We start from the raw sequence: 25,483 nt of genomic DNA on the forward strand, positions 1-25,483 counted from the left end.
GCCTCGTAGCCGGGTGACCTGCGCCGGTAATTCACCGGGCGAGGGGGCACGGGCGGCCGGGGCGTCGTACGGTGGAGAACGGCCAAGGACGGAAGCGAGCTACCGCAGCAAGCGACAGGGAGCCCCGGCGATGACCCAGCCAGACGAGGAACTGCTGACCCTCGAGGACCGTCTCGACCCGGACGTGCGCGACCCGGAGGCCTCGCCCGAGGACGCGGCCGAGCAGGCCCAGCCGGCGAACCCGCTGGACCGGCCGTACACGCCCCACGCGCGGCCGTGGGAGGCCAACGAGTACGACGCGATCGAGCAGGACCGCGAGGTCGACTTGAACGACGAGTACTAAGACACGACGTACTGCGGATGCGCGGTCAGCCAAGCGCCGACCCGCCCATCGCGCATGGCCTCGTACAGGCCGTCCCCGCCGGCCGGGAACTTGATCCCCGTCACCTTGGACGGGTCGACCCCCTGCATCCGCGCCGCCAAGTTCGGCAGTGACGTGAGCCCGAGGTGCAGCTCCAGTGCCTCCGCGCCCGCCGTGAGCAGGCCGGGCATGCGCTCCGGCTCGGCGGCGGCCTTCGCGACCGCGGCGAGGTACTGGTGCAGCAGCCGATCGTCGCCCGCACCCATCGACTGCCGCAGCCGGTCGACCGCCTCCCGCGGCTCGTAGCGCCGGCACTCGGGCGCGCACAGGTCGACCCCGCCCATGGCCCGGGTGACCGACTCGAGCCCGGCGATGTCGACGACCGCCCCGCCGTCGAACTTCAGCCCGGTCAGGTCCGCCACCGCCTCGGCCGTGAGCCGGTACCCGCCGACGAAGTACGCCCCGTCCGCCCGCTGCGGACCCAGGCCGGGCAGGCCGAGCGCGAGATCGCGGGGCAGGGTCACCTCGTACGCCGTGCGCGCCCCCGGGTTCACGTGCACCAGCACGATCGCGTTGGCGTTGACCCGGGCCGGCTCGCCGACGCCCCGGTCGATGCCGATGATCAGCAGGTTGAGCGGCTGGCCGGGCGCGGCGGCCTCCGGCGGGCCCGAGTGCGGCGTGGCGATGAGCGGCACCAGCAGCAGCGCGAGCGCGCAGCACAGGAACGTCGCGCCGGAGACGACCCAGCGGCGCAGCGCGCGCACGCGGCGGGCCCCGGCCGCGATCGACTCCCCGAACTCGGGCCGGGCGACCGGCACCAGTTCCTCGTGGCGGGCGAAGGTCTCCCGCAGCAGGTCGTCCATCACAGCACCTTGCTCGGGGTCATGCCGGCGCGCAGCGTGGCCAGGGCCCGGGAGATCCACGAGCGGACCGTGCCGACCGGGCAGCGCATCACCTCGGCGATCTCGCCGTCGGTGAGCCCCTCGTAATAGCGCAGCACCACGGCCGCGCGCTGCTGGCGCGGCAGTGAGCCCAGCAGCTCCCACATCTGGTCGCGCTCGGCGTGCTGCACGGCGTGGTCGGGCGCGGGCACGCCGGTGTCCAGTTCGACGCCCTTGAGCGCGACCCGGCGCAGCCACGAGCCGCGGTGCAGGTCGACGTAGGCGTTGGTGATCATGCGTTTGACGTACCGCTCGGGCAGGTCGGCCGCCGCGATCCGCCGCCACTTCAGCTGCGCGCGGATCATCGTGTCCTGGACGAGGTCCTGCGCCGTGTGCGGGTCGCCGGTCAGCATGACCGCATAGCGCAGCAGCGCCTGCAGCCTCGCCTCGACGAACTCCTCGAACGTCAACCCGACCCCTCTGCCCGTACGGTCCCCGACCCTATGACGGATCGAGGACCGCCGAACATTGCGGCCTTACGGAATCAGCGGCGGGTACGACGGATCGAGCAGGCCGCGGTCGCGCAGCGCGACGTACAGCGGCGTCGACTCCGGGTAGTGCCCCCACAGGTGGTCGCCGTCGCCCGCGCCGACCCCGCCGAGCAACTGCTGCTGGACCGGGTTCAGCCGGTTCCACCAGGGCTTGTTCGGCAGGTCGGCGATCTCGTCGCGGATCGCGATCCACCGGTACGTGTAGCCGAGGAACACGCAGCGCCGGGTGAGCTCGGAGTAGTTGTCCGAGCGGGCGTGCCAGATCCGGCGGTCGAAGAAGACCACGTCGCCCGCGTCGACCTTGACCTGCGTGGCGCCCGGCGGCGTCGGCCACGGCACGTCGCGCTTCGGCGGGCCGGGCAGCCAGTTGGTCTTGTGGCTGCCGGGGAGCAGGGTCAGGTTGCCCCGGCCCTCCTCGGAGACGTCCGAGAGCCAGTACGCGAGCTTCACCGACAGCCGCGGCCGCGGGTCGGTCTCCAGCTCGCGGTTCTGCCGGCCGCCGTCCTGGTGCCAGTGCCACCAGTCCGGCTTCGGCGCCGGGATGGTCGGGTGCACGTCGAGGTGCGAGTGGTAGATGTGCACATTCCAGCCGAGCATCGACCAGACCAGCGGGAACGTCGCCGGGTGGTCGATCAGGCCGGCCAGCTCCGGGCAGCTCGTGACGGCGCTGAGCAGGTGCAGCGAGCCGTCCGCCGCGCGCGGGTGCGTGGCGTGCGCGACGTCGAGCACCGACGCGTAGTGGCGCACCTCGTCCGGGCTCAGCACGCCCTTGAGCACGAGGTAACCGTCTGTGTCGAACTGCTCCCGCTGCTCGGCGGTCATCGGCACCCAGCCGGTGCCGGCCGCCGGGCCGGCCGTCGTCGTGGCAGACATGCCCCGTTCTCCAGTTCCGGCGCCGTCCACCGGCGCCTCCACTTCGGAAGACGGTCGCAGCGGCCCACCCTGGAGGTCGGCCGATCGGTCAGGGTCTTTTGGCCGGTTCGGGTGCAACGGAATCGACCGTTATGACGTCGGTGTGCCGTTTGCGGCTACTCAGCGTGACTAGGACAGGGCCGCGGCGAGATAGCCGACCACCCGGTCGCGGGGCCCGCCCTCGTCGCCGGAGGTCGCCTTGTGCAGGACGCGGACGGCCTGACCTCGCCCGTTGGCCCACGCGAGGAGGCCCCGCAGCGCGTAGCGCCCGCACGCGTCCCGCTCGCCGATCCCGGCCGCGTCGAGCCGCTCGATCGCCCCGACGGTGCGCGCGTCGGCCGCCTCGGCCGCCTCCTGCGTCAGATAGTGCGAAAGGTCGGTGCTGCACAGCACCAGCGTCTCCGGCCCCGCCGCGGCCTCGATCAACGCCGCCACCGCGTCCGTCTCCGCCGCCCCGACGCACACGGGCAACACCTTGGAAAAGCCCAGAAGCTGCAGAAACGGCACTTGTACCTCATGTGCGTGCTCCGGCCCGTGCGGCCCGTCGTCGGCGGCGGCCAGGCCGAGGTCCACGAGTCGCGCGGCCAGCTGCGTGTCGATCGTCACATCGCCGAGCGGGGTCGCCCACGCCGGCTGCGTCGGCACCGCGGCGCCCCACAGCGGGACCCGGTGCGCCGGCCCGACGATGAGCACGCTTTGCGCGCTGCGACCGCGCAGCCGGCCGTACACCTGGGCGGCGGTTGGACCGGACCAGCGGTAGCCGGCGTGCGGCACGATGAATGCGCTCTCCGGCGCCGTCTCCTCGGGCACCGCCGCGAGCAGTCCCCGGATCGTCGACCGCAGCTCGTCCGGGTCCGCCGGGTAGAAGCTCCCGGCCACCGCGGGCGGCCTCACCCGATCCTCACGGGCAGCCGCCGCCGTCCCCAGCCGCCGGCCGGGCCCTCGTAGACGCCGGGCACGGCATACCCGCACGCCTGGCAGCGCCCGTCGGCGGTGAGGGCGTAGGCGACGAGGTCGTACCAGTCCCGCACGACCGCGTCCGCCCCGCAGCCCGGGCAGCGGGTCGTCTGGCCGTCGGGATCGTGGACGTTGCCGGTGTACACGAACCGCAGCCCGGTCTCGAGCGCGATCCGCCGCGCCCGGCGCAGGGTCGCGGGCGGGGTGGCGGGCACGTCGCGCATCTTGAAGTCGGGGTGGAACGCGGAGAAGTGCAGCGGCACGTCCGGCCCCAGGTGCTCCAGCAGCCAGTCGCACTGCTTGTGCAGCTCGTCGTCGCCGTCGTTCTGACCGGGGATCAGCAGCGTGGTCACCTCGAACCAGACGTCGGTCGTGCGCAGGTACTCCAGCGTCTCCAGCACCGAGTCGAGCCGGGCGAACGTGATCTTCTCGTAGAACCGCTCGCTGAACGCCTTGAGGTCGATGTTCGCGGCGTCGATGTGCCGGTAGAACTCCTCGCGCGGGGCCGGGTTCATGTAGCCGGCCGACACCGCGACCGCCTTGATCCCGCGCTCGCGGCACGCGTCGGCGACGTCCATGGCGTACTCCATGAAGATCACCGGGTCGTTGTACGTGAACGCGATCGACCGGCAGCCCAGCCGCTCGGCCTCGGCGGCGAGCTGCTCCGGCCCGGCGGCCGCGCCCAGCGTGTCGATCTCGCGGCTCTTGGAGATGTCCCAGTTCTGGCAGAACCGGCAGCCGAGGTTGCACCCGGCCGTGCCGAACGAGAGCACCGGGGTGCCGGGCAGGAAGTGGTTCAGCGGCTTCTTCTCGATCGGGTCGACGCAGAAGCCCGAGGATTTCCCGTACGTCGTGAGCACGATCTCGTCGCCCTCGCGCTGCCGCACGAAGCAGAAGCCCCGCTGGCCCTCGTGCAAACGGCAGTTTCGGGGACAGACGTCGCACTGCACCCGGCCGTCGTCGAGCCGGTGCCAGTGTGCGGTCGTGACCACCGCCATATACCGAGCTTAGCTTTGCAATGACCCTCACGTACCCTGGTGACCCGTGGAAGAGAAGACGCGCCCGTTCGGCGACCTGCTCGCCTTCAACCCTCTCGACGCGGAGGGGCTGCTGAGCACGTTCGGCGTGATCGGCGTCTGGATCATCATGTTCGTCGAGACCGGACTGCTCGTCGGCTTCTTCTTCCCCGGCGACTCGCTGCTGTTCCTGGCCGGCGTCGCCGCGTCCCCGGTCGCCAGCGAGCTGGTCGGCACCCACCTGAGCCTGACCTCGCTGCTGATCGGCGCGCCGCTGTGCGCCATCGCCGGCGCCCAGCTCGGCCACTTCCTCGGCGCCCGCTACGGCCGCCAGATGTTCAACCGGCCCAACTCGCGGATCTTCAAGAAGGAGTACGTCGAGAAGGCCGAGCACTACTTCGCCAAGTTCGGCCCGGCCCGCGCGGTCGTGCTGGCCCGCTTCATCCCGATCGTGCGCACGTTCCTCAACCCGGTCGCGGGCGTCGTCGGCATGCCGGCCCGCCAGTTCTTCATCTGGAACGTGGTCGGCGGCATCCTGTGGACCGACGGCATCATCCTGATCGGCTGGGCCCTGGCCAAGCAGATCTTCGACCTGACCGGCGGCGAGATCGACAAGTACCTCCTGCCGGCCGTCGCCCTGATCGTGCTGATCTCCGCCCTGCCGATCTTCATCGAGATCTACCGCGGCTGGCGCGAGAAGCGCCGCAAGGCCGCCGAGTCGGCCGCCGAGGCCCCGACCGCGCCGATGTCCACCATCGACCCAGCCAACGCCCCCACCCAGGCCTACCCGATCGTCCCGCCGGCCGACCGCCGCGTGCGCGACTAGAAAGCGCTAGCTCGACCGGATCAGGGCCTGCAGGAAGATGTTGCCGATCTGCTGCGGGTCCTGGACCACGAAGGCCCGCCCGCCCGTCGTCGCGGCGATCGCTTCGAGCTCGTCCTTGTGCACGTCGGGGCCGATGCCGAGCAGGACGACGCGGACCGGGCGGGTCGGGTCGGTGGCCCGCTCCAGCTCCAGCTGCAGGGTCTCCAGGCTCATCCCGGCCTTGGTGTTCGAGCCGTCGGTGAAGACCACGACGGTGTTGGAGCGCCCCTCGCGGTAGCCGTCCTGCAGGGAGCGGTAGGCCGCGAGGACCGTGTCGTACAGGCCGCAGACGTCGGTCGGGGCCGCCTTGGCCGCCTTCACCGCCCCGGTCAGCCGGGCGCGCTGCCCCTCGGTGAGCGCCGACACCGGCACCACCTGCTGGTAGTCCTGCCCGCCGGTGAGGCCGGACGCGTACGCCCACAGGCCGAGCTCGCTGTCGTCGGTGAACAGCCCCAGCCCGTCCGTGGCGGTCTTGCGCAGCACCTCCAGCCGCGACGGCCCGCCCTTGGCGATCGGCTTGGTCATCGACGAGGTCACGTCGACCAGCGTGAGCACCCGCGACGGGGCCGTGGTCGCGTTCCAGTAGCCGAGCACGTCGGCGATCCGCTGGGCGGAGAAGGCCTGCTCGCCGGGGGTTCGGAAGCCGAGGCCGGTGAACGTCTCGGGGGTCAGGGCGGCCCGGAACAGCTCGGCCGCGGCCAGGTTCTGCGCGGGCTTCCCGCTGACCACCGCGAACGGATAGTCCAGCGAGACCTGGGGCTCCAGCGGCAGTACGGTCAGTGCTCCCTGAGCCTGCTGCTCGCTCGTCAGCACCACCTGCCCGGCGGCGGCGTTCTTGAGCAGCGCCGCAGTGTCCTGAGCGACCGCCAGAGACCGGTACGCGCGCACCATGTCCACCAGCCGGTCCGGCTTGGTGACCAGCCCGTCGTAGATCAGCCCGGCCCCGGCCAGCGCGGCCGTGCTGCGCCGCGGGTCGACCGCGCCGATCGGCGCCTTGGCCAGCAGCGAAGCCACCTGCCCGGTGCCCACCGAGCGGAAGCCCAGCGAGGCGGCCACCGGCGCCGACGCCGCGAACACCACCGGGCTGCTGGCGATCGAGTCGGCGCGGTCCTCGAAGGCCTCCTGGTCGGCGCCGCGCACCCGGGTCAGCCAGGCGGTCGAGTCGGGGATCCACACCGTGGGCACGTCCGCGTCGGCCGGGGACGGGGTGGCCGCGGCGCCGGTCCGGGCGATCAGGGAGCCGGCCACGTCGGCCGGTTCGACCGCCTTGACCTGGACCTGGACGCAGGTGCCGCGCACCTCGGGATCGGTGGCGGCGAACCGGGTCGCCGCCGACGTCACGGCCGGCGCGATCTCGGGGGCCGCCGCGACCACGACGCGCAGGCAGGAGCGGGATCCGCCGAGCACGGCGCGTACCACGATGAAGGCGCCGGCGATGAGGACCAGCGCGGCGCCGATCGCGATCGACACCCGCAGCGACCGTCGCCGGACATCCACCGTTCACACCCCCTTGACCTGCGGTTCAGCAGGAGAGGAGGAGTGTAGATCAGGCCGTGGCCAGTGGATCATCCAGCCAGTCGGTCGGCAGCGAGGGAAGCGCAATGGCCAGTGCCAGCGCGCGGTAGGTCAGGCGCGCGGCCTCCTCGAGGTACATCGCGCGCTTGTGGGCCAGCTCGACCGAGTCGGCCGCGACGGAGCAGCCGTGCCGGGAGAGGATCACGCAGTTGGTGCCGTCCGCGCACGCGGCGGCGGCCAGGGTCCCGACGTCGGGATGCCCCGGCGGCACGAACGGCGTCGTCGCCACCCGGCGCAGGTAGAACGCATGGTCCGTGGTGGCCAGGCGGATCGGCGCGCCCACGGCGTCGAGCAGCAGGACGGTCTGCGGGTGCAGGTGCACCACCGCGTTCACGTCCGGCCGCGCACGGTAGGTCGCCAGATGGAGGGCAACCTCCGAAGACGGCGCGACCCCGGCAGAGTTGTCAAGGGTCGCGCCGTCGATGATTCGGATCCGAACGAATGAACCACGGTCGAGCCGGTCGAGCCAAGTCCCGGCCGCGGTTACCCAGCATTCGTCGGCGCCTGGCGCCCGGGCGGAAAGGTTGCCACCCGAGCCCACGACGAGTCCGGCCTGCACGACCGCCCGCCCGGCGTGGGCGAGTTGGTCGCGGAGGTCTCCGGTCGGGTAGAGCCCGGAGGCGCTACCCGACGCTGCTAGCGAGGCGCCTTCTTGGTCGCGCGCTTGCGCGGCGGCGTCAGAAGGTCGGCGATGGTGCCGATGGCGGAGGGCACGAGGCGGTAGAACGCCCACACACCCCGCTTCTCGCGCTCCAGCAGACCAGCCTCGGTCAGGATTCGCAGGTGGTGGCTCACCGTCGGCTGCGAGAGCCCGAGCGGGGCCGTCAGGTCACAAACACAGGCCTCGCCGTCCGGGGCCGACTGGATCAGGCTCAGCAGCCGGAGTCGGGCCGGGTCGGCAAGTGCCTTCAGGACGCCGGCGAGACGCTCGGCATCGGCACGGTCAATCGGCTCGCCGGCAAGCGGCGAGATCTGGGGCAGGGTCATCTCAGCCAGCGCAGTTCCCACGTATTCCATCCTTCCACCAACACCATCGACCCGCCTGCATATCCGCAGGTCCGAATCGACAATTTTTCAGCCCTGTCGGCCGAGGTCGGCCAACGAAAATGCTGAGCGATAGCTCAGCCCAGCGGCGCGAACCGCCTTTTCCGCGCCTCTATCGACGATAACGGCGCAACCCACCACATCGGCGCCCGCCTCTCGCAACGCGTCGACCGCAGTGAGCACACTTCCACCTGTAGTGGAGGTGTCCTCGACGGCGAGGACGCGCCGGCCGGCGACGTCGGGCCCCTCAACCCGGCGTTGCAGACCATGAGCCTTGTCACTCTTGCGGACGACGAACGCGTCGAGCGGTCGTCCCCCACGGGCAGCCGCCGCATGCAGCATCGCGGTGGCCACCGGGTCCGCGCCGAGGGTCAGCCCTCCCACGGCGTCGAACTCCCAGTCGTCGACGAGATCGAGGAGCACCCGGCCGACCAACGGTGCACCAGCATGGTGCAGCGTCAAACGACGGAGGTCCACGTACCAGTCGGCAACTTGTCCGGACGACAGCGTGACTCGTCCGTTGACCACGGCGAGGTCACGTACGAGTTTCAGCAGGTCGTCACGGTCGGTCATGTCCGAAGCGTACGCGCTAAACCTGCGCGGTGAATCGATGACCCGCACTCTCGCCGAAATTAATGGCCGTCAAGGGGACAAGGGTGAATACGAAGGTGATCGCAGCGATCACCGCGAGTGACACGAGAGACGCCCGTGACGGCGGATGACGATCCCCCGATGAGCGGACGAGGAACCCGAATCTTGCTCTCATTAGATCGTTGCAATGCTCGATGCACGCCTCTGACCAGCGCGAACACCCGAACGTACGGGGCCCGTCCAACCAGACGCCGCTGGGAGCGCTGCCAATCGGCCCATCAGCCGTTCGTACGTGATCACAATCATGTTCGATACACAGCAAATTCAATGCTTGTCTTCAGGCACATATCGACGCCCGGCGGTGCCGAGATGGGCGTTAGCGCTCTTCATGCCCGATGCGTCCCCGCGCGTCCCGGGCGATGCGGTGCAGCAGCCGGCGCGGCGCGTGGCGCATCCCGAACACGCCGAGCCGGTTCTTCCAGCCCGGCACGCTGAGCATCCGGCCCCGCCGCAGGTCTTTGAGCGCCGCCCGCACCACGGCGCCGGCGTCCATCCAGAGCCAGTCCGGCATGTTCGAGGTGTCGATCCCGGCCGCGTCATGAAACTCGGTCCGGGTGTACCCCGGGCAGAGCGCCAGCACCCGCACGCCCGTCCCGTGCACCAGCTGGGCCTGCGACTCGCTGAAGCTGGTGACCCAGGCCTTGCTCGCCGGGTACGTCGAGCCCGGCATCAGCGCCGCGAAGCCCGCCGCCGACGAGACGTTGACGATGTCGCCCCGGCCCCGCTCGACCATGCCGGGCAGCGCGGCCAGCGTCAGGCGCATGACGGCGTGCACGTTGAGCCGCAGCAGCTCCTCCTCCAGCTCCGGCGTGGAGCGCAGGAAGGAGCGGTTGAGCGACCGCCCGGCGTTGTTCACGAGCAGGTCGATCGGGCGGTCCGCGGCGGACAGCCGGGCCGCGACGGCGTCACAGCCGGCGGCGGTGGCCAGGTCGGCGGCGAGCGGCTCGACCGGCACCGGCAGTTCGGCGGCGAGGGCCCGCAGGCGCTCCTCGCGGCGGCCGACGAGCACGAGCCCGTATCCCTCGGCGGCGAGCTCGCGCGCGAACGCGGCGCCGAGGCCCGCGGTGGCGCCGGTGACAAGAGCGGTCGGTGGCATCGCGGCAGGCTAACCGACGAGGGGACCGGGTCGCCCCGATCCCCTCGCGAACAAGGTCAGCCGTTCGACGGCGGGTACCCGCCGGGGCCGGAGCCCGGGAACGGCGGGTCCTGCGGCGGCGGGTAACCCGGGCCGGCGCCCGGCACCGGGGGCTCCCACTGCTGCTGGGCCTTGCGGAAGTACGGGTGCGAGGAGGGCAGGGCGAGCAGGACGATCGGCAGCGCGATCGCGATCACCAGCAGGATGCCGAGGATCGTGGTCACCGGCTCGTACCAGCCGGGGACGTCCGCGTACACGATCTCCTTGTAGCGGTCCCACGTCGGCAGCGACGAGTTGCTGCTGCGGGCCGCTTCCCACAGCGACGACTGGAACAGCGCCGAGCCGAGGGCGAACACCCCGCAGCACAGCGCCAGACCGCCGACCACCCAGGTCAGCACCCGCGCGACCTGGTTGCCGCGGCCGACGAGATAGCCGAGCAGCACGAGGACCACGATGATGATGAACCCGAAGATGACGGTGATCGTCGAGCCGATCCCGACCGCCGAGGTCGAGCTCATCTGGACGCCGGCCTCTTCGTAGACCCGCTTGGTGCCGTCGGCGATCTTGTTGGCGTAGAGGAGCTGGAGGACAACGCTGATCACTTCCAGCCCGGCGGCCGCGAACAGCAGCGTCGAGGCGAGGCTGACGGTCGAGGGCCGGGCCCGGGCCGCAGGTGGCACTGCGAATGACATCGAACGGATCTCCTCCCAGGAAATGTCTGGAAATCACCGTATCGATGCCGCGCTAATCCCGCAGCCGCTCTTCCGCGTAGCGGGCCACCGTGGTGCTGCCCATGATGCAGCCCTGGAACGTCTTGACCTCGCCGTTCTGCCCGCGCAGCCGCTCCCAGGCCGAGCGGCCGGCGGCCGCGTCGGCGTGGGTGAGTAGCTCGGCGGCGTAGACCTTGCCGGCCGGGGTGGCCTTGTCGAGCAGGGCCTCCAGCCGGGGCCGCAGCTCGTGGCCGTCCCGGCGCAGCGCCTCCTCGACGGCGAAGTACGCCTTCGTGGCCGGCAGGAGGGCGCCGGCGATGCCGACGCCACCGAATGCGAGCGTGTCAGCGGCGGCCAGGAGTTTGAGCTCCTCGTCGTACGCCTGCTTCTTCCACAGCATGTGCGGCACCCTCCCCGAGGTCGGACTAGCCGGCGGTCACCGTGAGCGTCTTCTTGTCGTCGGACAGGTCGACCACCACGCGGTCCCCGTCCCTGATCCCGCCGGCCAGGAGCGCCTTGGCGAGCTGGTCACCGATCGACGTCTGGATCTGGCGGCGCAGCGGGCGGGCGCCGTACACGGAGTCATACCCAAGACTGGCCAGCCAGTCACGTGCCGGGTCCGAGACGTCCAGCGTGAGCCGCCGGTGGGCCAGCCGCCGGCCCAGCGCATCGAGCTGAATCTCCACGATGGCACGCAGGTCGGCCGGGGACAACGCGTTGAACACGACCATGTCGTCGAGCCGGTTGACGAACTCCGGCTTGAAGTGCCCCCGCACGGCGGCGATGACCGCGTCGCGGCGCTGCTCCGGGTTGAGCGTCGGGTCGTCGGCGAGCACCTCCGAGCCGAGGTTCGAGGTCAGGATCAGGATCGCGTTGCGGAAGTCGACCGTGCGGCCCTGCCCGTCGGTGAGCCGGCCGTCGTCGAGCACGGCCAGCAGCACGTCGAACACGTCCGGGTGGGCCTTCTCGACCTCGTCCAGCAGCACGACGGTGTACGGCCGGCGGCGCACCGCCTCGGTGAGCTGGCCGCCCTCCTCGTAGCCGACGTAGCCGGGCGGGGCGCCGACGAGCCGGGCGACGGTGTGCTTCTCGCTGTACTCGCTCATGTCGATGCGCACCATGGCGCGCTCGTCGTCGAAGAGGAACTCGGCCAGGGCCTTGGCCAGCTCGGTCTTGCCGACGCCGGTCGGGCCCAGGAACAGGAAGCTGCCGGTCGGGCGGTCGGGGTCGGCGATGCCGGCCCGGGCGCGGCGCACCGCGTCGGAGACGGCCTGGATCGCCTCGTCCTGCCCGATCACCCGGCTGTGCAGCGACTCCTCCATACGCAGCAGCTTGGCCGTCTCGCCCTCCATGAGCCGGCCGGCCGGGATGCCCGTCCAGGCGGCGACCACGGCGGCGATGTCGTCGGCCGAGACCTCCTCCTTGAGCATCGCGCCCGCCGACTGCAGGGCGGTGAGCTCGCGCTCGGCCTGCTCGAGCTCCTTCTGCAGGCCCGGGATCGCGGCGTAGCGCAGCTCGGAGACCTTCTCCAGGTCGTTGTCGCGCTCGGCCCGCTCGGCCTCGCCGCGCAGCTGCTCCAGCTGCTCCTTGGTGTTGGAGATCTTCTGGATGTGCGCCTTCTCGTTCTGCCAGCGGTCGGTCAGCGCGCTCAGCGACTCGCGCTTGTCGGCGAGCTCGGCGCGCAGCCGGGAGAGCCGCTCGGCCGAGGCCGCGTCCGGCTCCTTGGCCAGCGCCATCTCCTCGATCTCGAGCCGGCGCACGCTGCGCTCGACCTCGTCCACCTCGGTCGGCCGCGAGTCGATCTCCATGCGCAGCCGGGACGCGGCCTCGTCGACGAGGTCGATGGCCTTGTCCGGCAGGAAGCGGTCGGTGATGTACCGGTCCGACAGCGCCGCCGCCGCGACCAGGGCCGCGTCGGTGATCCGGACGCCGTGGTGGACCTCGTAGCGCTCCTTGAGCCCGCGCAGGATGCCGATGGTGTCCTCGGTCGACGGCTCGCCGACCACGACGGGCTGGAAGCGCCGCTCCAGCGCGGGGTCCTTCTCGATGTGTTCGCGGTACTCGTCCAGCGTCGTCGCGCCCACCATGCGCAGCTCGCCGCGGGCCAGCATCGGCTTGAGCATGTTGCCGGCGTCCATCGAGCCCTCGCCCTTGCCGGCCCCGACCACCGTGTGCAGCTCGTCGAGGAACGTGATGACCTGCCCGTTGGAGCCCTTGATCTCCTCCAGCACGGACTTGAGCCGCTCCTCGAACTGGCCGCGGTACTGCGCGCCGGCCACCATCGCGCCGAGGTCCAGGCTCACCAGCCGCTTGTCGCGCAGGGACTCCGGGACGTCGCCGGCCACGATCCGCTGGGCCAGGCCCTCGACGATCGCGGTCTTGCCGACGCCGGGCTCGCCGATGAGCACGGGGTTGTTCTTGGTACGCCGCGACAGCACCTGAATCACGCGCCGGATCTCGGCATCCCGGCCGATCACCGGGTCGATCTTGCCGTCGCGGGCGGACTGGGTCAGGTCGACGCCGTACTTCTCCAGCGCCTGGAAGGTCTGCTCCGGGTCGGCCGTGGTCACCTTGCGGTCGCCCCCGCGGATCTGCGGGAACGCGGCGACCAGGGTCTGCTCGGTGGCCCCGGCGTCCTTCAGCAGCGTGGCGACCGCGCCGCCGACGCGGGCCAGGCCGGCCAGCAGGTGCTCGGTCGAGGTGTACTCGTCGCCGAGGGGCCGGGCGATCTGCTCGGCGGCGGCGATGGCGTTGGCGAACTCGCGGGCGACGTTGGGCTCCACGACGCTCGAACCGCGGGCGCTGGGCAGCCGCTCGACGGCATGCAGGGCGGCGCGGCGCACGTCGGCGGGGTTGGCACCCACGGCGCGCAGCAGCCCGGCGGCGGTCGACCCGCCCGTGTCCAGCAGCGCCAGGAGCAGGTGCCAGGGTTCAACGGTCGCGTGTCCGCGCTGGCTCGCCGCGTCCACGGCGGCCTTGATGACCTCGCGACTCTTGGTGGTCAGGCGTTCGGCGTTCATCGGTTGGCCTCAGACTCCTCGTTCCAGGTGGTCCTTCTTGAGGTACGACACCCACGAGGTTGAGTCTATTCCACTCAAGTCTGAATTGCCGAGCGTCGCGCAACTACCGCGACGACACACCCACGTGCGCCCAGTCACACCCGTCCGCGCCGGCCGAGCAGAGCCAGACGTCGCCGGAGAGCTGTGCGGGGTAACCGAGAATCGTGTCGGCATCCAGGCGCCGCAGCTGGAAGATCAGCCGGGCGCCGGGGTCGCGGACCCGCTGCTGCTCGTCGACGAGCCAGACGCCCTGCCCACTGGCCACGAGCAGCTTGCCGCCGGGCAGCACCTCGGCGTTGAAGACCTGGGAGACCTCCCGCATCGCGGTCGACTCGACCCAGCCGGAGCCCGAGCGGTGCGCCGCGTACTGCGGCCCGACCAGCCACACGTCGGCCCCGTCGGGCGAGACCACGGGCCGGACGGTGGCGCTGGGCTGGGGCGCCGTCGCGCTGCCCTGCGCCTTCCAGGTGCGGCCCCGGTCGCCGCTGCTCCAGACGCTGATCGCGGTGCCGCCGGCGGGCGAGGCGCCGGCCGCGGCGGGCCCGCGGGCGGTCAGCCAGAGCGTGCCGTCGGCGGCCGCGGCCAGGCCGGTCCACTCGTGCTGGCCGGCCGGGCGGGTGGGCAGCGGGGTGCGGTTGCCGTCGTCGCCCACCACCCACGGCTGGGCGTCGGCGCAGGTGTTGGTGCGCGCGTCCTGGCAGCCGACGGAGTACTGCGGGTCGGCCAGGTTGAGCTCGACCGGCGGCGGGTCGAGGGGGCGGCGCTGGAACGTGCGGCCGGTGTCGCGGGAGACGAAGTACCCGTCGGGGGCGGCCTTGATGATCAGCACGTTGCCGCGGCCGAGGCGCATGTCGACGTCGATCGCGTCGTCGAAGGGCAGCTTGCGCTCGACCCAGCTGTAGCCGCCGTCGAGGGTGAGCACCAGCCCGGCCTTGCACGCGCCGCCCGCCACACACGACGTGAACAGGGCGTATCCGGTGCCGCCGTCGGCGAACTCGACCCCGCGGGGCGAGGTGCCCTTCGGGACCGGCACGACGTTCTGCCGGTCGAGCGGGTTGGCGCTGGGGTAGGCGGTGGGCACGTCCTCGTAGGAGACGTCGTCGGCCGGGGGCTTCTCCGGCTCGGCCGTGCTGCTCGGCGCGCATGAGCCCGCGCTCAGCGTCGCGACCAGTGCGGCGGCGAGTGCGACGGCCAGAACCGGGCGCCGTTTCACCAGCGCCAGCGCAAGAACCTGCGTTGGTAGCGGACGCGGACGCTGCTGCTGCGCACCTCGCCGCCGATGCGGAACACGATCCCGGAGCCGGCCGCGGCGTCGTAGGCGGCGGGCACCTTCTGCTTCAGGGAGCTGGAGTGCGGGGCGATGCTGTCGATGTCGGCGGTCGCGCCGCGGGGCAGCACCAGGTCGATGGAGCTGGACCGGGCCTCGAGCCGCACCTCGACGAGCTGGCTGGTGAACTGGGCCTCGGTGAAGTCGAGCTTGACCGAGCCGGCCCGGGTGCTGATGAGCAGCAGCCGGGGCACCGTCCAGCGGCCGACCCGCTTGAGGCTGGATGCGCGGTTGCGGATCTCCAGCTGGTCGGGGGCGGCGATCGGGCCCTTCTGCGGCAGATCCCCGACGTAGGGCTCGATCTCGCCGAACGTGCGGGAGCGAAGCACGCCGTCGACGCGCTCCTCGAACTCCGCCAACGTCAGCCGGCCCTCGGCCACCGCCGAGTTGAGCTGGGCGACCACGAGCTCACGCTCGGCGTCGGAGATGCGCATGTCCGGCCGGTCCGTGCTCACGCCGACACTCTAATCCCCGGCGGCGGCCAAAGACATCCGCGAGTCGTTCAGCTGATCCGGCGGGGCTGGCGGACCAGGCCGCCCTCACACCAGTCGTGGTAGTCGAACAGGTCGGGCCGGGCCAGCAGCATCCGGACGTTGTGCGCCCAGGCGGTGAGCAGCTCGTCGCCCTGGTCCTCGGCCTGCTCGGTGAACTTCTTGAGCCGGCGCTTGGGGTGGGCCCGGAAGTGCGTGCGGATGCCGTCGGCGGCGTAGATGTACAGACAATGCAGCGCGAACCGGCGCGCCGGGCAGGCCGGGTCCATCGCCAGCTCGAACAGGGTGCCGATCAGCCGGTCGCCGGCCACCAGCAGATCCCAGTCGGGGGGCATCGTCGACAGCAGCGATGCGTCGGGGTGATAGGCCCACGCGCGCAGTTCAGCTGCGGTAGGGTCCACGGGGTTCTCGAAACCCCGGAATCCGGCCTGTGTCACGCTCACCGTCAGCTCCCATGGCCCGCCGGGGTCCTGGTTTGGCGACAACTTAGCCCGCCATCAGGCGACATGGGAAGAGCCCGATTGCGCGCTCACCGTCGGTGCACCCCCATATAGATGGATTTGTCAGCCCATGGGGGAGCAAAAACGAGGGGCGCCCCGCAAAATGCGAGACGCCCCTCGAGGTGACCACACCCCTTGCGCAGGACCGCTCCGGTCAGCCTCCGGAACGAGCCGCACCATTCCCTGACGATGTGGTGCCCGCGGTCCGCCGGGTCCAAACGTCGGTCAGGAGTTCTTGACCGGCCGCCATACGACGAGTGCGGTCTGGTGCTGGTTGGACGGGACCAGATCGCGCCGCGGGAAGCCCGCCGCCTCGATCTGGGCCAGCCGGTGCCGCGTCCGGACGAGCTCGGCCTCCAGGTCGGCCACCCGCTGCCGCAGGTCGCCCACCATGCCCTCCAGCTCGATGATCCGCTTGATGCCGGCGAGGTTGACGCCCTCCTCCTGGCTGAGGCGCTGCACCTCGCGCAGCAGGGCGACGTCGCGCTCGCTGTAGCGGCGCCCGCCGCCGGCCGTCCGGCCGGGCTGCACCAGACCCATGCGGTCGTACTGCCGCAGGGTCTGCGGGTGCATCCCGGCCAGGCGGGCCGCGATCGAGATGATCAGGACCTTGGCGTCGGAGACCGCCTCGAAGCTGATGAAGACCGCGTGCTCGGTGGTCTCGTCATCGTTGTTCATAACTGCTGCGCTCCCGTGCGATCGCGTCGAGCCGCTCGCGAGGAGCCGGCGGCGCCGCAGCCGCATAGTCGGACAGAGCCTGCCGCGCCTTCTCGGACAGCTCGGCCGGCACGTGGACGTCGATCGTGACCAGCAGGTCACCGACGTTGCCGTCGCGCCGGGCGACGCCCTTGCCGCGCACCCGCAGCGTCCGCCCGCTCGGCGTGCCCGGGGGCACCCGCAGCGTCACGGTCGAGTCGAGCGTCGGCACGCGCAGGTCGGCCCCGAGAGCCGCCTCCGCGAACGTCACCGGCACCGTCAGCGTCAGGTCGTCGCCGGACCGGCCGAAGACCGGGTCGGGCCGGACCTTGATGAGCACGAACAGGTCGCCGGGCGAACCGCCCCGGCTGCCCGGCTCGCCGCGGCCGGCCAGCCGGATGCGCTGACCGTCGGCCACACCGGCCGGGATGCGCACGTTGATCGTGCGGGTCTTGGTGACCCCGCCGGTCCCGTGGCACTCCGGGCACTTCTCGTCGACGATGGTGCCCACGCCCTGGCACTCGCGGCAGGGCTCGGTGAAGCTGAACGAGCCCTGGTTGCTGCTCACGACCCCCATGCCGCGGCACTTCGGGCACGTCCGCGGGGACGTGCCGGGCGCCGCGCCGTTGCCGTGGCAGGTCTCGCAGGTGCCTGGCGTGCGCAGGGTGATGGGCAGCGTCGCCCCCTGCACCGCGTCGGCGAAGTTGAGCACGACCTCGGTTTCGACATCCCGCCCCCGGCTGCGCCGGCCTGTGGCCGGTTGAGCCCCGCCTCCCGAGAAGATCGAGCTGAACAGGTCCGAGAAACCGGCGCCGCCGAAGCGCCGGTCACCGCCGCCCGGCCCCGCCGGTCCGCCCGCGGCGGTCCCGGCGTTGCCGAACAGGTCGGTGAAGTCGAACCCGGGGCCGCCCGCGCCCGCCGGGCCACCGGCCCGGGCGTTGCGGCGGAACTGGCCCGCGCCGAACAGCGACCGCATCTCGTCGTATTCCTTGCGCCGAGCCGGGTCGGAGAGCACGTCATACGCCTCCGACACCGCCTTGAACCGCTCCTCGGCCGCCGCGTTGTTCGGGTTGCGGTCGGGGTGCAGCTCACGCGCGAGCTTGCGGTACGCCTTCTTGATCTCGTCGGTGGGAGCGGACTTGGTGACGCCCAGAACCGCGTAGAAATCCTTTTCCAACCAGTCCTTCGAACTCATTGCGCCACCTCCTCCAGGCGTTCGTCTACTCCGGGTCGGCGACTGCGACCAGCGCCGGACGCAGTAGCCGCTCGCCGAGGAGGTAGCCCCGCCGCATCACGTCGATGCAGGTCGGCTCGGTCACCTCGGCCGAGGTCAGATGGGCCACCGCCTCGTGGCGGGTCGGGTCGAACGGGTCGCCCTTGGCCCCGAAGACGGTCAGCCCGAACTTGGTCAGCGCGGCGATGAGCTGCTCGGCCACCGTTCCGAACGGCCCGACCAGGTCGCCGTGGTCGCGCGCCCGGTCCAGGTCGTCGAGGATCGGCAGCAGGGCGCCGAGCACGTTGGCGCTGGCCTGCTCGACCACCAGCGCCCGGTCGCGGTCGACCCGCTTGCGGTAGTTGGCGTATTCCGCGGTGACCCGCTGCAGGTCCCGCGTGCGCTCGTCGAGCTCGGTGCGCAGGGCGGCCAGCTCCGCGCCCAGCCCGTGCTGGTGCGCGTCGTCGGTGGTGCCCTGCGCGGCGGCCTGGTTCGGTGCGTCCTCTTCAGCACTGTGCTGTGGAGCGTGCACCGTGAACTCCTCGTCCACGATCTCGCCCTCCACCGGCTTCTCCTCCTCCGGCTCCCCCGCGGCCCCCGCCGTCACGGTCTCGTCGACCGTGACGGCGTCGGCCTCGGGCGCCTCCGGCGCGGCCGGCTCTTTGGCATCCGTCACTTCTTGTTGTCCTCGTCGATGATCTCGGCGTCGACGACGTCCTCGGGGCCGTTGCCGCCGGGCTGGGCGCCGCCCGTGGCACCCGGACCGCCGGTCGCGCCGCCCGTGGCGCCGGCCGCGTCACCCGCGGCCTGCTGGCGCTGCTGCTCGTACAGCGCGCTGCCGGCCTGCTGCGAGACCTGGGCCAGCTTCTCGTGGGCCGCCTTGATCCGCTCGGTGTCGTTGCCGCCGAGCGCGCTGCGCAGGTCGCCGAGGGCCTCGTTCATCTGGTCCTTGGCCTCGGCCGGGATCTTGTCGCCGCTCTCGGCCAGGAACTTCTCGGTCTGCCACTGCAGGGCCTCGGCCAGGTTGCGGGTCTCGGCCTCCTCGCGGCGGCGCTTGTCCTCGTCCGCGTGGTCCTGCGCGTCGCGCATCATCCGCTCGATGTCGTCCTTCGGCAGCGCCGAGCCGCCGGTGATCGTCATCGACTGCTCCTTGCCCGTGCCCAGGTCCTTGGCGGACACGTGCACGATGCCGTTGGCGTCGATGTCGAAGGTGACCTCGATCTGCGGCACGCCGCGCGGCGCCGGCGGGATGCCGGTCAGCTCGAAGGTTCCGAGGCGCTTGTTGTACGCCGCCATCTCCCGCTCGCCCTGGAAGACCTGGATGAGCACGGAGGGCTGGTTGTCATCCGCGGTCGTGTAGACCTCGGAGCGCTTGGTCGGGATGGTCGTGTTGCGCTCGACCAGCTTGTGCATGATGCCGCCCTTGGTCTCGATGCCCAGCGAGAGCGGGGTGACATCGAGCAGCAGGACGTCCTTGACCTCGCCCTTGAGCACGCCGGCCTGCAGGGCGGCGCCGACGGCGACGACCTCGTCCGGGTTCACGCCCTTGTTCGGGTCGCGGCCGGTGAGCTGCTTGACCAGTTCCGTCACGGCCGGCATACGGGTCGAACCGCCGACGAGGATGACGTGGTCGAGCTTGTTGACGTTGATGCCGGCGTCCTTGATCGCCGACTCGAACGGCACCTTGGTCCGGTCGAGCAGGTCCTGCGTCATCCGCTGGAACTCGGCGCGCGACAGCTGGGTGTCCAGGTGCAGCGGGCCGTCGGGGCCGGCGGTGATGTAGGGCAGGTTGATCGACGTCGTGGTGGCCGCGGACAGCTCGATCTTGGCCTTCTCGGCCGCCTCGCGCAGTCGCTGCATGGCCATCTTGTCGGCCGACAGGTCGATGCCGTGCTGGCCCCGGAAGGTCTTGACCAGGTGGTCGATGACCCGCTCGTCCCAGTCGTCGCCGCCGAGGTGGTTGTCGCCGGAGGTCGACTTGACCTCCACGACGCCCTCGGCGAGCTCCAGGACGGAGACGTCGAAGGTGCCGCCGCCGAGGTCGAAGACCAGGACGGTCTGCTCCTTCGGGCCCTTGTCCAGGCCGTAGGCCAGGGCCGCGGCGGTGGGCTCGTTGACGATCCGCAGCACGTTGAACCCGGCGATCTCGCCGGCCTCCTTGGTGGCGGTCCGCTGGGAGTCGTTGAAGTATGCCGGCACGGTGATGACCGCGTCGGTGATCTGCTCGCCCAGGTAGGCCTCGGCGTCGCGCTTGAGCTTCATGAGCACCCGCGCGGAGATCTCCTGCGGGGTGTACTTCTTGCCGTCGATGTCGATGGCCCAGTTGGTGCCCATCTCACGCTTGACGGAGCGGATGGTCCGGTCCGGGTTGGTGACGGCCTGGCGCTTGGCGACCTCACCGACGAGCACCTCGCCGTTGCGGGCGAAGGCGACGATGGAGGGCGTCGTGCGCGCACCTTCGGCGTTGGCGATGACGCTGGGCTCGCCGCCCTCCAGGACACTGACCACCGAGTTGGTGGTTCCTAGGTCGATGCCGACCGCACGTGCCATAGCTGCTTGACCTCCATGCGGCAGTCGACGTGATCCGCCGGCTGCGAAGTTGAGTGACTGTCACTCAATAGTGCCACGCGATGCTCGATCGTCAAGTGGAACCTTGAGTCTGCTAGACGCAACTACGGACGGCTCCGGGTGATTCCCGGAATGTGATTGCGCTTCATGGCATCGATGCGGGCGTCCATTGCATGGCGCTGACGAGCCGCATCATGGACGATTTACCCGTGACCACACAGGGCGAGTCGGTGTCCGCCCGGTCGACGGGCCCGACCCCTTCGTCGGATGACCCATCGTCCGGTCGTCCACCGCGCCCGCGTGACGCAGACGACACCCAAGGCGACTCCCTGCAGGAGCGTCTGGTCGAGCTGCGCGACACCGTGCGCGCGACCAGGTTCGCCCTGCCGCTGCCCAGCGCCGAGCGGGCGGGCACGGTGGCCGCCGGCATGGTCGCCCAGCTCGACGACTACCTGCTGCCGCGGCTGGAGCGGCTCGACGCCCCGCTGCTCGTGGTCGTCGGCGGCTCCACCGGGGCCGGCAAGTCCACGCTGGTCAACAGCCTGGTCCGGACCCCGATCAGCCCGGCCGGGGTGCTGCGCCCGACCACCCGCGCCCCCGTGCTGGTCTGCCACCCGGCCGACATGTCCTGGTTCTCGCGGGCCAACCTGCTGCCGTCGCTCTCCCGTACCAGCGGCCCGAGCGGCGACCCGCGCTCGCTCCAGGTCGTCTCGGCGCAGGCGTTGACCCCCGGCCTGGCCCTGCTGGACGCGCCCGACATCGACTCGGTCGTCGACGCCAACCGCCAGCTCGCCGGCCAGCTGCTGGCCGCGGCCGACCTGTGGCTCTTCGTCACCACGGCGGCCCGCTACGCCGACGCCGTGCCCTGGAACCTGCTGCACACCGCGCGCAACCGGGGCACCGCGGTCGCCCTGGTGCTCGACCGGGTGCCCGGCGGCGGGGCGGCGGGGGAGATCGCCCCGCACCTGACGCAGATGCTGGAGGAGCACAACCTGGGCGGGGTACCGCTCTTCGTGCTCCCCGAGACCCGCCTGGACAGCCAGGGCCTGCTCGGCGAGGCGCAGATCGGCCAGCTGCAGGAGTGGCTGGGCCGGCTGGCCCGCGACGCCGAGGCCCGCGCCGCGGTGGTGCGCCAGACGGTCGGCGGCGCCATCGACGCCCTCACGGTCGACGTGGTGATCCTCGCCGCCGCGGCCGAGGACCAGGTCGCCGCGGCCGGCACGCTGCGCGAGGCGGTGCACGTGGCCTACCGCGCCGCCACCGAGTCGGTCGAGCACGGCATCCACGACGGGGCACTGCTGCGCGGCGAGGTGCTGGCCCGCTGGCAGGAGCTGGTCGGGACCGGCGACATCATGCGCGCCCTGCAGGCCCGCGTGGGCAAGCTGCGCGACCGGGCGATCGCCGCGATCACCGGGCGGCCGGCCCCGGGCGAGCAGTTCCAGGAGGCCCTCGGCTCGGGCCTGGCCGTGCTGCTCAAGGCGGCCGCGACCGACGCCGCCGAGCGGGCCGGGACGGCGTGGAAGGCCCACCCGGCCGGGGCCGCGCTGCTGGAGGCCGCGCCGGGGCTGGTGCGCCCGTCCGAGGACATCGACGAGCGGATCGACCGGCTGGTGCGCGACTGGCAGCGCTCGGTGCTCGACCTGGTGCGCACCGAGGCGGGGGACAAGCGCGTGGTCGCCAAGGCCAGCGCCTACGCCGTGAACGCGACCGGCCTGCTGGTCATGGTGAGCGTCTTCGCCGCGACCGCGTTCATCCCGACCGGGGCCGAGATCGCGGTGGCGGGCGGTACGACCATCGCGGCCCAGAAGGTGCTGGAGGCGATCTTCGGCGACCAGGCCGTGCGCACGCTGGCCGAGCGGGCCCGGCAGAATCTCGGCGAGCGGGTCGCGGACCTGTTCGCGGCCGAGTCCGACCGGTTCCGCAGCGCCCTGACCGGCGCGGGCGTGGACGAGGAACTGTCACCGCGGCTGCGCTCGCTGAGCACCGCCATCCACCACGCCCGGCCGGAGGTCGATCGCACATGAGCCTGGTGGAGCGCGTCAAGCAGATGATTCCGCGGCAGCAGGTGAACGCCGACCGGCTGGTCACGCGGGTCGACGCGCTGCACCGGTTCGTCGCCGCGGCCGAGGGCCACGTGCCCGAGGACCAGCTGGTCAACGCCCGCACGGTGATCGACCGGTCCGGCGAGCGGCTGCGGCTGTCCCGGGCCCACACCGTCGTCGCGCTGGCCGGGGCCACCGGCAGCGGGAAGTCCAGCCTGTTCAACGCGGTCTCCGGGTTCCAGCTGTCCCGGGTCGGGGTGCGCCGGCCGACCACCGGCGTCGCCCACGCCTGCGTGTGGGGGCAGGAAGGGGCCGCCCCGCTGCTCGACTGGCTGGGCGTGCCGCCGAACCGCCGGTTCACCCGCGAGAGCGCGCTCGACGGCGACGACCAGGCCGCGCTGCGCGGGCTGGTGCTGCTCGACCTGCCCGACTTCGACTCGGTCGAGGCCCGCCACCGGCTCGAGGTCGACCGGCTCCTGCGCCTGGTGGACCTGGTGGTCTGGGTGCTCGACCCGCAGAAGTACGCGGACCGGCTGGTGCACCAGCAGTACCTGGCCCAGTTCCAGCGGCACCGCGACGTCACCGTGGTCGTGCTCAACCAGGCCGACCGGCTCAACCGGGCCGACGGCGAGCGGCTGCTGGCCGACCTGCGCCGGCTGCTCGACGAGGACGGCCTGGGCGGGGTACCCGCGTTCGCCACCTCGGCCAAGGGCCAGCCCGGCCTGGGCCAGCTGCGGGTCGCGCTGGAGCGCACGGTCGCCGACCGGCAGGCCGCGCTGCTGCGCCTCAACGGCGACGTCACCGACGCGGTCGCCGCCCTGCAGCCGCTGGTCGTGGCCGGGTCGAAGGTCTCGGCGGGGGTACCGCAGCCGGCCGTCGACCGGCTCTCCGCCGCGCTCGCCGAGGCGGCCGGGGCCCCGATCGTGGCCGCGGCGACCGAGCGCACCTACCGGCACCGGGCCACCGCGTCGCTGGGCTGGCCGCTGCTGCGCTGGGCCCGCCGGCTGCGCCCCGACCCGCTCAAGCGGCTGCACCTGGAGGCCGGCCCGGTCGAGCGGCCCGAGGCCAGCTCGCTACCCGAGTCCAGCGCGGCCCAGAAGGCCGCCGTCACCCTGGCCGCCCGCGAAGTCGCGGCCAAGGCGTCCGAGGGGCTGCCGGAGCCGTGGCCGGGCGCCATCACCGCGGCGTCCCGCTCGCGGGTCGACGACGTGCCCGACGCGCTGGACGTCGCCCTCGCCTCCGCCGACCTCGGCCTGGCCCGCAAGCCGTTCTGGTGGAGCCTGATCGGCGGCCTGCAGTGGCTCGGCGCCGCGGCCGCGCTGGCCGGCCTGGTCTGGCTCGGCGTGCGGGCGGTGTTCGCGCTGCTGGGCCTGCCCAACGTGACCGGCCCGACGGTCGGCTCCGGGATCCCGCTGGCCACCCTGCTGCTCGGCGGCGGCCTGCTCTTCGGGCTGCTGCTCGCGATCGTGGTGCGGCCCTTCGTCGCCCTCGCCGCCCGCCGCGCCCGCGCCCGGGCCGAGCGGCGGCTGCGCAACGCGATCGGCGGGGTCGCGCGGACCCACATCGTGGCGCCGGTGGAGGAGGTGCTGCGCTCGTACGATGACGCGCGTGAAGCCCTCGCCGCCGCTGCCGCGTAAGCTCGCCCGTCCCGTCCGGCGGCTCGGCTTCGCCGCCCTGGCCCTGGTCAACCTGGTCTGGGGCGGGTGGGCGGTCGCCGCCCCGCACCACTTCTTCCGCACCTTCCCCGGCTTCGGGCTGCACTGGACGGCGTCGTACCCTCCGTTCAACCAGCACCTCACCGTCGACCTCGGCGCCACCATGCTCACCCTCGCCGTCCTCTTCGCGGGCGCGGCGATCGCCGACAAGCCCGCCGTCAGCTGGCTGGCCGGGATCGCCACCGCCGTCTTCGGAACGCTGCACTTCGGCTACCACGCTCTGCACGCCGGGCACATGGGCACGGCCGACCGGGTCCTGAGCCTCCTGAGCCTGATCGGCGGAGCCGTACTCCCACCCGCACTCGCCGCGACCCATCTTCTGGAAGAGTCGGACTAGATGGACCTCCAGTACCTCCGCGACCACCCGGCGCAGCTGCCCGTCTTCATCAAGCACCAGCGCATCCGCGAGACGCCGGTGCCGGGCGGCTCGATCTGCACCGCCCAGCGGCTCACCCTCGACGACGGCGGCTCGCTCTTCGCCAAGTCCCTGGCCGACCCGCCGGAGGGCTTCTTCGCCGCCGAGGCCGCGGGCCTGCGCTGGCTGCGCGCGGCCGGGGCGGCACCGGTCCCCGAGATCATCGCCGAGCTGCCCGACCTGCTGGCCCTGGAGTGGATCGACCACGGCGAGCCCACCGTGCGCGGCGCCGAGGAGCTCGGGCGCGGGCTGGCCGGCCTGCACCGGGCGGGCGCGGACGCGTTCGGGGCGCCCTGGCCCGGGTACATCGGCACCCTGCCGCTGCCCAACGAGCCGTCGACGCTGCCGTGGGGCGAGTGGTTCGCGCAGTACCGGCTGCGCCCGTTCCTCGAGGCCTCCACCGAGGCGCTGACCCCCGACGATCTCGCCGACGTCGAGCGGGTCATGGCCGGCATCGCCAACTACGGCGGGGACGAGCCGCCCAGCCGCATCCACGGCGACCTGTGGCCGGGCAACGTGCTCTGGGACGACCAGGGCCGGGGCTGGCTGGTCGACCCGGCCGCGCACGGCGGGCACCGCGAGACCGACCTGGCCCTGCTCGGCCTGTGGGGCGGAGTGCCGCACCTCGAGCGCCTGCTCGCGGCCTACCGGGAGGCCTGGCCCCTCGCCGACGGCTGGCAGGAGCGAATACCACTGCATCGCCTGTACCTCATGCTGGTCCACACCGCGCTCTTCGGGGCCGCCTACCGGGACTCCGTTCGGGCACTGCTTCGCGCGCTGTGAACCGGGTACCGTTCGA

General features: G+C 72.1%; 27 protein-coding genes. 7 read left to right on the top strand and 20 right to left on the bottom strand.

What is annotated here, in order from left to right; genetic code table 11:
- Positions 1–130 precede the first annotated feature (130 nt).
- Positions 131–343 carry a hypothetical protein gene (locus tag ACQPZ4_RS50695; protein WP_433053944.1) on the top strand — a complete coding sequence of 71 codons (213 nt, stop codon included), beginning with the start codon at positions 131–133 and terminating at the stop codon, positions 341–343.
- On the opposite strand, the gene ACQPZ4_RS50700 is transcribed toward ACQPZ4_RS50695, so the two are convergent.
- The 5 genes from ACQPZ4_RS50700 to amrS form a co-directional block, all read right to left on the bottom strand.
- Positions 340–1,224, bottom strand: coding sequence for an LCP family protein (locus tag ACQPZ4_RS50700; protein WP_433053947.1), 885 nt, complete (start codon positions 1,222–1,224; stop codon positions 340–342). The two genes, ACQPZ4_RS50695 and ACQPZ4_RS50700, sit on opposite strands and share 4 nt — an antisense overlap.
- The gene (locus ACQPZ4_RS50705) at positions 1,224–1,712 is read right to left on the bottom strand and encodes a SigE family RNA polymerase sigma factor (protein ID WP_433053951.1); all 489 of its coding nucleotides are present in this window, start codon (positions 1,710–1,712) and stop codon (positions 1,224–1,226) included. Before ACQPZ4_RS50705 ends, ACQPZ4_RS50700 begins: the two co-directional genes overlap by 1 nt.
- Before the next feature lie 66 nt (positions 1,713–1,778).
- Entirely contained in the window at positions 1,779–2,666 is an 888-nt protein-coding gene (locus ACQPZ4_RS50710) for a phytanoyl-CoA dioxygenase family protein (protein WP_433053954.1), read from the bottom strand.
- Between the two features lie 168 nt (positions 2,667–2,834).
- Positions 2,835–3,599: an AmmeMemoRadiSam system protein B gene (amrB, locus tag ACQPZ4_RS50715; RefSeq protein ID WP_433053957.1), complete on the bottom strand. Its 765-nt coding sequence runs from the start codon at positions 3,597–3,599 to the stop codon at positions 2,835–2,837.
- Positions 3,596–4,660 carry an AmmeMemoRadiSam system radical SAM enzyme gene (gene amrS, locus ACQPZ4_RS50720; RefSeq protein WP_433053960.1) on the bottom strand — a complete coding sequence of 355 codons (1,065 nt, stop codon included), beginning with the start codon at positions 4,658–4,660 and terminating at the stop codon, positions 3,596–3,598. Before amrS ends, amrB begins: the two co-directional genes overlap by 4 nt.
- Positions 4,661–4,706: 46 nt before the next feature.
- Here amrS and ACQPZ4_RS50725 point away from each other — a divergent pair, with 46 nt between their 5' ends.
- Positions 4,707–5,504, top strand: coding sequence for a DedA family protein (locus tag ACQPZ4_RS50725; protein WP_433053963.1), 798 nt, complete (start codon positions 4,707–4,709; stop codon positions 5,502–5,504).
- Positions 5,505–5,510: 6 nt separating this feature from the next.
- Here the strand turns inward: ACQPZ4_RS50725 and ACQPZ4_RS50730 are convergent, their stop codons facing one another.
- From ACQPZ4_RS50730 to pyrE, 4 genes are read right to left on the bottom strand one after another with little or no spacing between them, the layout of a single operon-like run.
- On the bottom strand, positions 5,511–7,040 hold the full coding sequence (locus tag ACQPZ4_RS50730) for a VWA domain-containing protein (RefSeq protein ID WP_433053966.1): 1,530 nt from the start codon (positions 7,038–7,040) through the stop codon (positions 5,511–5,513).
- 49 nt (positions 7,041–7,089) lie between these two features.
- Entirely contained in the window at positions 7,090–7,851 is a 762-nt protein-coding gene (locus tag ACQPZ4_RS50735; protein ID WP_433053969.1) for a class II aldolase/adducin family protein, read from the bottom strand.
- Positions 7,755–8,135 carry an ArsR/SmtB family transcription factor gene (locus ACQPZ4_RS50740; protein ID WP_033359976.1) on the bottom strand — a complete coding sequence of 127 codons (381 nt, stop codon included), beginning with the start codon at positions 8,133–8,135 and terminating at the stop codon, positions 7,755–7,757. The genes ACQPZ4_RS50735 and ACQPZ4_RS50740 overlap by 97 nt, the downstream gene beginning before the upstream one ends.
- 57 nt (positions 8,136–8,192) lie before the next feature.
- On the bottom strand, positions 8,193–8,735 hold the full coding sequence (gene pyrE / locus ACQPZ4_RS50745; RefSeq protein ID WP_433053974.1) for an orotate phosphoribosyltransferase: 543 nt from the start codon (positions 8,733–8,735) through the stop codon (positions 8,193–8,195).
- Between pyrE and ACQPZ4_RS50750 the strand changes: the two genes are divergently transcribed.
- Positions 8,734–8,856, top strand: coding sequence for a hypothetical protein (locus tag ACQPZ4_RS50750; protein ID WP_433053977.1), 123 nt, complete (start codon positions 8,734–8,736; stop codon positions 8,854–8,856). The genes pyrE and ACQPZ4_RS50750 overlap by 2 nt on opposite strands.
- Positions 8,857–9,129: 273 nt before the next feature.
- Here the strand turns inward: ACQPZ4_RS50750 and ACQPZ4_RS50755 are convergent, their stop codons facing one another.
- The 11 genes from ACQPZ4_RS50755 to dnaK all read right to left on the bottom strand — a co-directional run bounded on the left by ACQPZ4_RS50755 (position 9,130) and on the right by dnaK (position 20,494).
- Positions 9,130–9,909, bottom strand: a complete 780-nt coding sequence (locus tag ACQPZ4_RS50755; protein WP_433053980.1) for an SDR family NAD(P)-dependent oxidoreductase — start codon at positions 9,907–9,909, stop codon at positions 9,130–9,132.
- 56 nt (positions 9,910–9,965) lie between these two features.
- Positions 9,966–10,640 carry a hypothetical protein gene (locus ACQPZ4_RS50760; RefSeq protein ID WP_433053983.1) on the bottom strand — a complete coding sequence of 225 codons (675 nt, stop codon included), beginning with the start codon at positions 10,638–10,640 and terminating at the stop codon, positions 9,966–9,968.
- A 52-nt stretch (positions 10,641–10,692) separates the two neighbouring features.
- Positions 10,693–11,058: a hypothetical protein gene (locus tag ACQPZ4_RS50765; protein ID WP_433053986.1), complete on the bottom strand. Its 366-nt coding sequence runs from the start codon at positions 11,056–11,058 to the stop codon at positions 10,693–10,695.
- Between the two features lie 25 nt (positions 11,059–11,083).
- Positions 11,084–13,678, bottom strand: a complete 2,595-nt coding sequence (gene clpB / locus ACQPZ4_RS50770) for an ATP-dependent chaperone ClpB (RefSeq protein ID WP_433053989.1) — start codon at positions 13,676–13,678, stop codon at positions 11,084–11,086.
- Between the two features lie 103 nt (positions 13,679–13,781).
- Positions 13,782–14,930, bottom strand: coding sequence for a hypothetical protein (locus ACQPZ4_RS50775; protein ID WP_433053992.1), 1,149 nt, complete (start codon positions 14,928–14,930; stop codon positions 13,782–13,784).
- Positions 14,927–15,499 carry a DUF1707 SHOCT-like domain-containing protein gene (locus ACQPZ4_RS50780; protein WP_433053995.1) on the bottom strand — a complete coding sequence of 191 codons (573 nt, stop codon included), beginning with the start codon at positions 15,497–15,499 and terminating at the stop codon, positions 14,927–14,929. The genes ACQPZ4_RS50775 and ACQPZ4_RS50780 overlap by 4 nt, the downstream gene beginning before the upstream one ends.
- Before the next feature lie 47 nt (positions 15,500–15,546).
- Positions 15,547–15,978 (bottom strand): hypothetical protein, encoded by a 432-nt coding sequence (locus ACQPZ4_RS50785; RefSeq protein ID WP_433053998.1) that lies wholly within the window; start codon positions 15,976–15,978, stop codon positions 15,547–15,549.
- Between the two features lie 282 nt (positions 15,979–16,260).
- Positions 16,261–16,713 (bottom strand): heat shock protein transcriptional repressor HspR, encoded by a 453-nt coding sequence (locus tag ACQPZ4_RS50790; protein WP_433054001.1) that lies wholly within the window; start codon positions 16,711–16,713, stop codon positions 16,261–16,263.
- Positions 16,700–17,926 (bottom strand): molecular chaperone DnaJ, encoded by a 1,227-nt coding sequence (dnaJ, locus tag ACQPZ4_RS50795; protein ID WP_433054004.1) that lies wholly within the window; start codon positions 17,924–17,926, stop codon positions 16,700–16,702. The genes ACQPZ4_RS50790 and dnaJ overlap by 14 nt, the downstream gene beginning before the upstream one ends.
- Before the next feature lie 25 nt (positions 17,927–17,951).
- Positions 17,952–18,620, bottom strand: coding sequence for a nucleotide exchange factor GrpE (gene grpE, locus ACQPZ4_RS50800; protein ID WP_433054007.1), 669 nt, complete (start codon positions 18,618–18,620; stop codon positions 17,952–17,954).
- The gene (gene dnaK, locus ACQPZ4_RS50805) at positions 18,617–20,494 is read right to left on the bottom strand and encodes a molecular chaperone DnaK (protein WP_433054011.1); all 1,878 of its coding nucleotides are present in this window, start codon (positions 20,492–20,494) and stop codon (positions 18,617–18,619) included. Before dnaK ends, grpE begins: the two co-directional genes overlap by 4 nt.
- A gap of 212 nt (positions 20,495–20,706) precedes the next feature.
- On the opposite strand from dnaK, the gene ACQPZ4_RS50810 reads away from it, so the two are divergent.
- Genes ACQPZ4_RS50810 through ACQPZ4_RS50825 form a run of 4 tightly spaced genes read left to right on the top strand, consistent with a single transcriptional unit; the run spans position 20,707 to position 25,467 of the window.
- Positions 20,707–22,536: an ABC transporter gene (locus ACQPZ4_RS50810; protein WP_433054014.1), complete on the top strand. Its 1,830-nt coding sequence runs from the start codon at positions 20,707–20,709 to the stop codon at positions 22,534–22,536.
- On the top strand, positions 22,533–24,191 hold the full coding sequence (locus tag ACQPZ4_RS50815; protein WP_433054017.1) for a GTPase: 1,659 nt from the start codon (positions 22,533–22,535) through the stop codon (positions 24,189–24,191). Before ACQPZ4_RS50810 ends, ACQPZ4_RS50815 begins: the two co-directional genes overlap by 4 nt.
- A complete protein-coding gene (locus ACQPZ4_RS50820) occupies positions 24,163–24,606 on the top strand; it encodes a hypothetical protein (RefSeq protein WP_433054020.1) in 444 nt (147 codons plus the stop codon). The genes ACQPZ4_RS50815 and ACQPZ4_RS50820 overlap by 29 nt, the downstream gene beginning before the upstream one ends.
- A complete protein-coding gene (locus tag ACQPZ4_RS50825) occupies positions 24,607–25,467 on the top strand; it encodes a fructosamine kinase family protein (protein ID WP_433054023.1) in 861 nt (286 codons plus the stop codon).
- Positions 25,468–25,483: the final 16 nt, after the last annotated feature.

The sequence above is a fragment of the Dactylosporangium sp. CS-033363 genome (genome assembly GCF_050942475.1).
In the GTDB taxonomy this organism is placed as follows: Bacteria; Actinomycetota; Actinomycetes; order Mycobacteriales; family Micromonosporaceae; genus Dactylosporangium.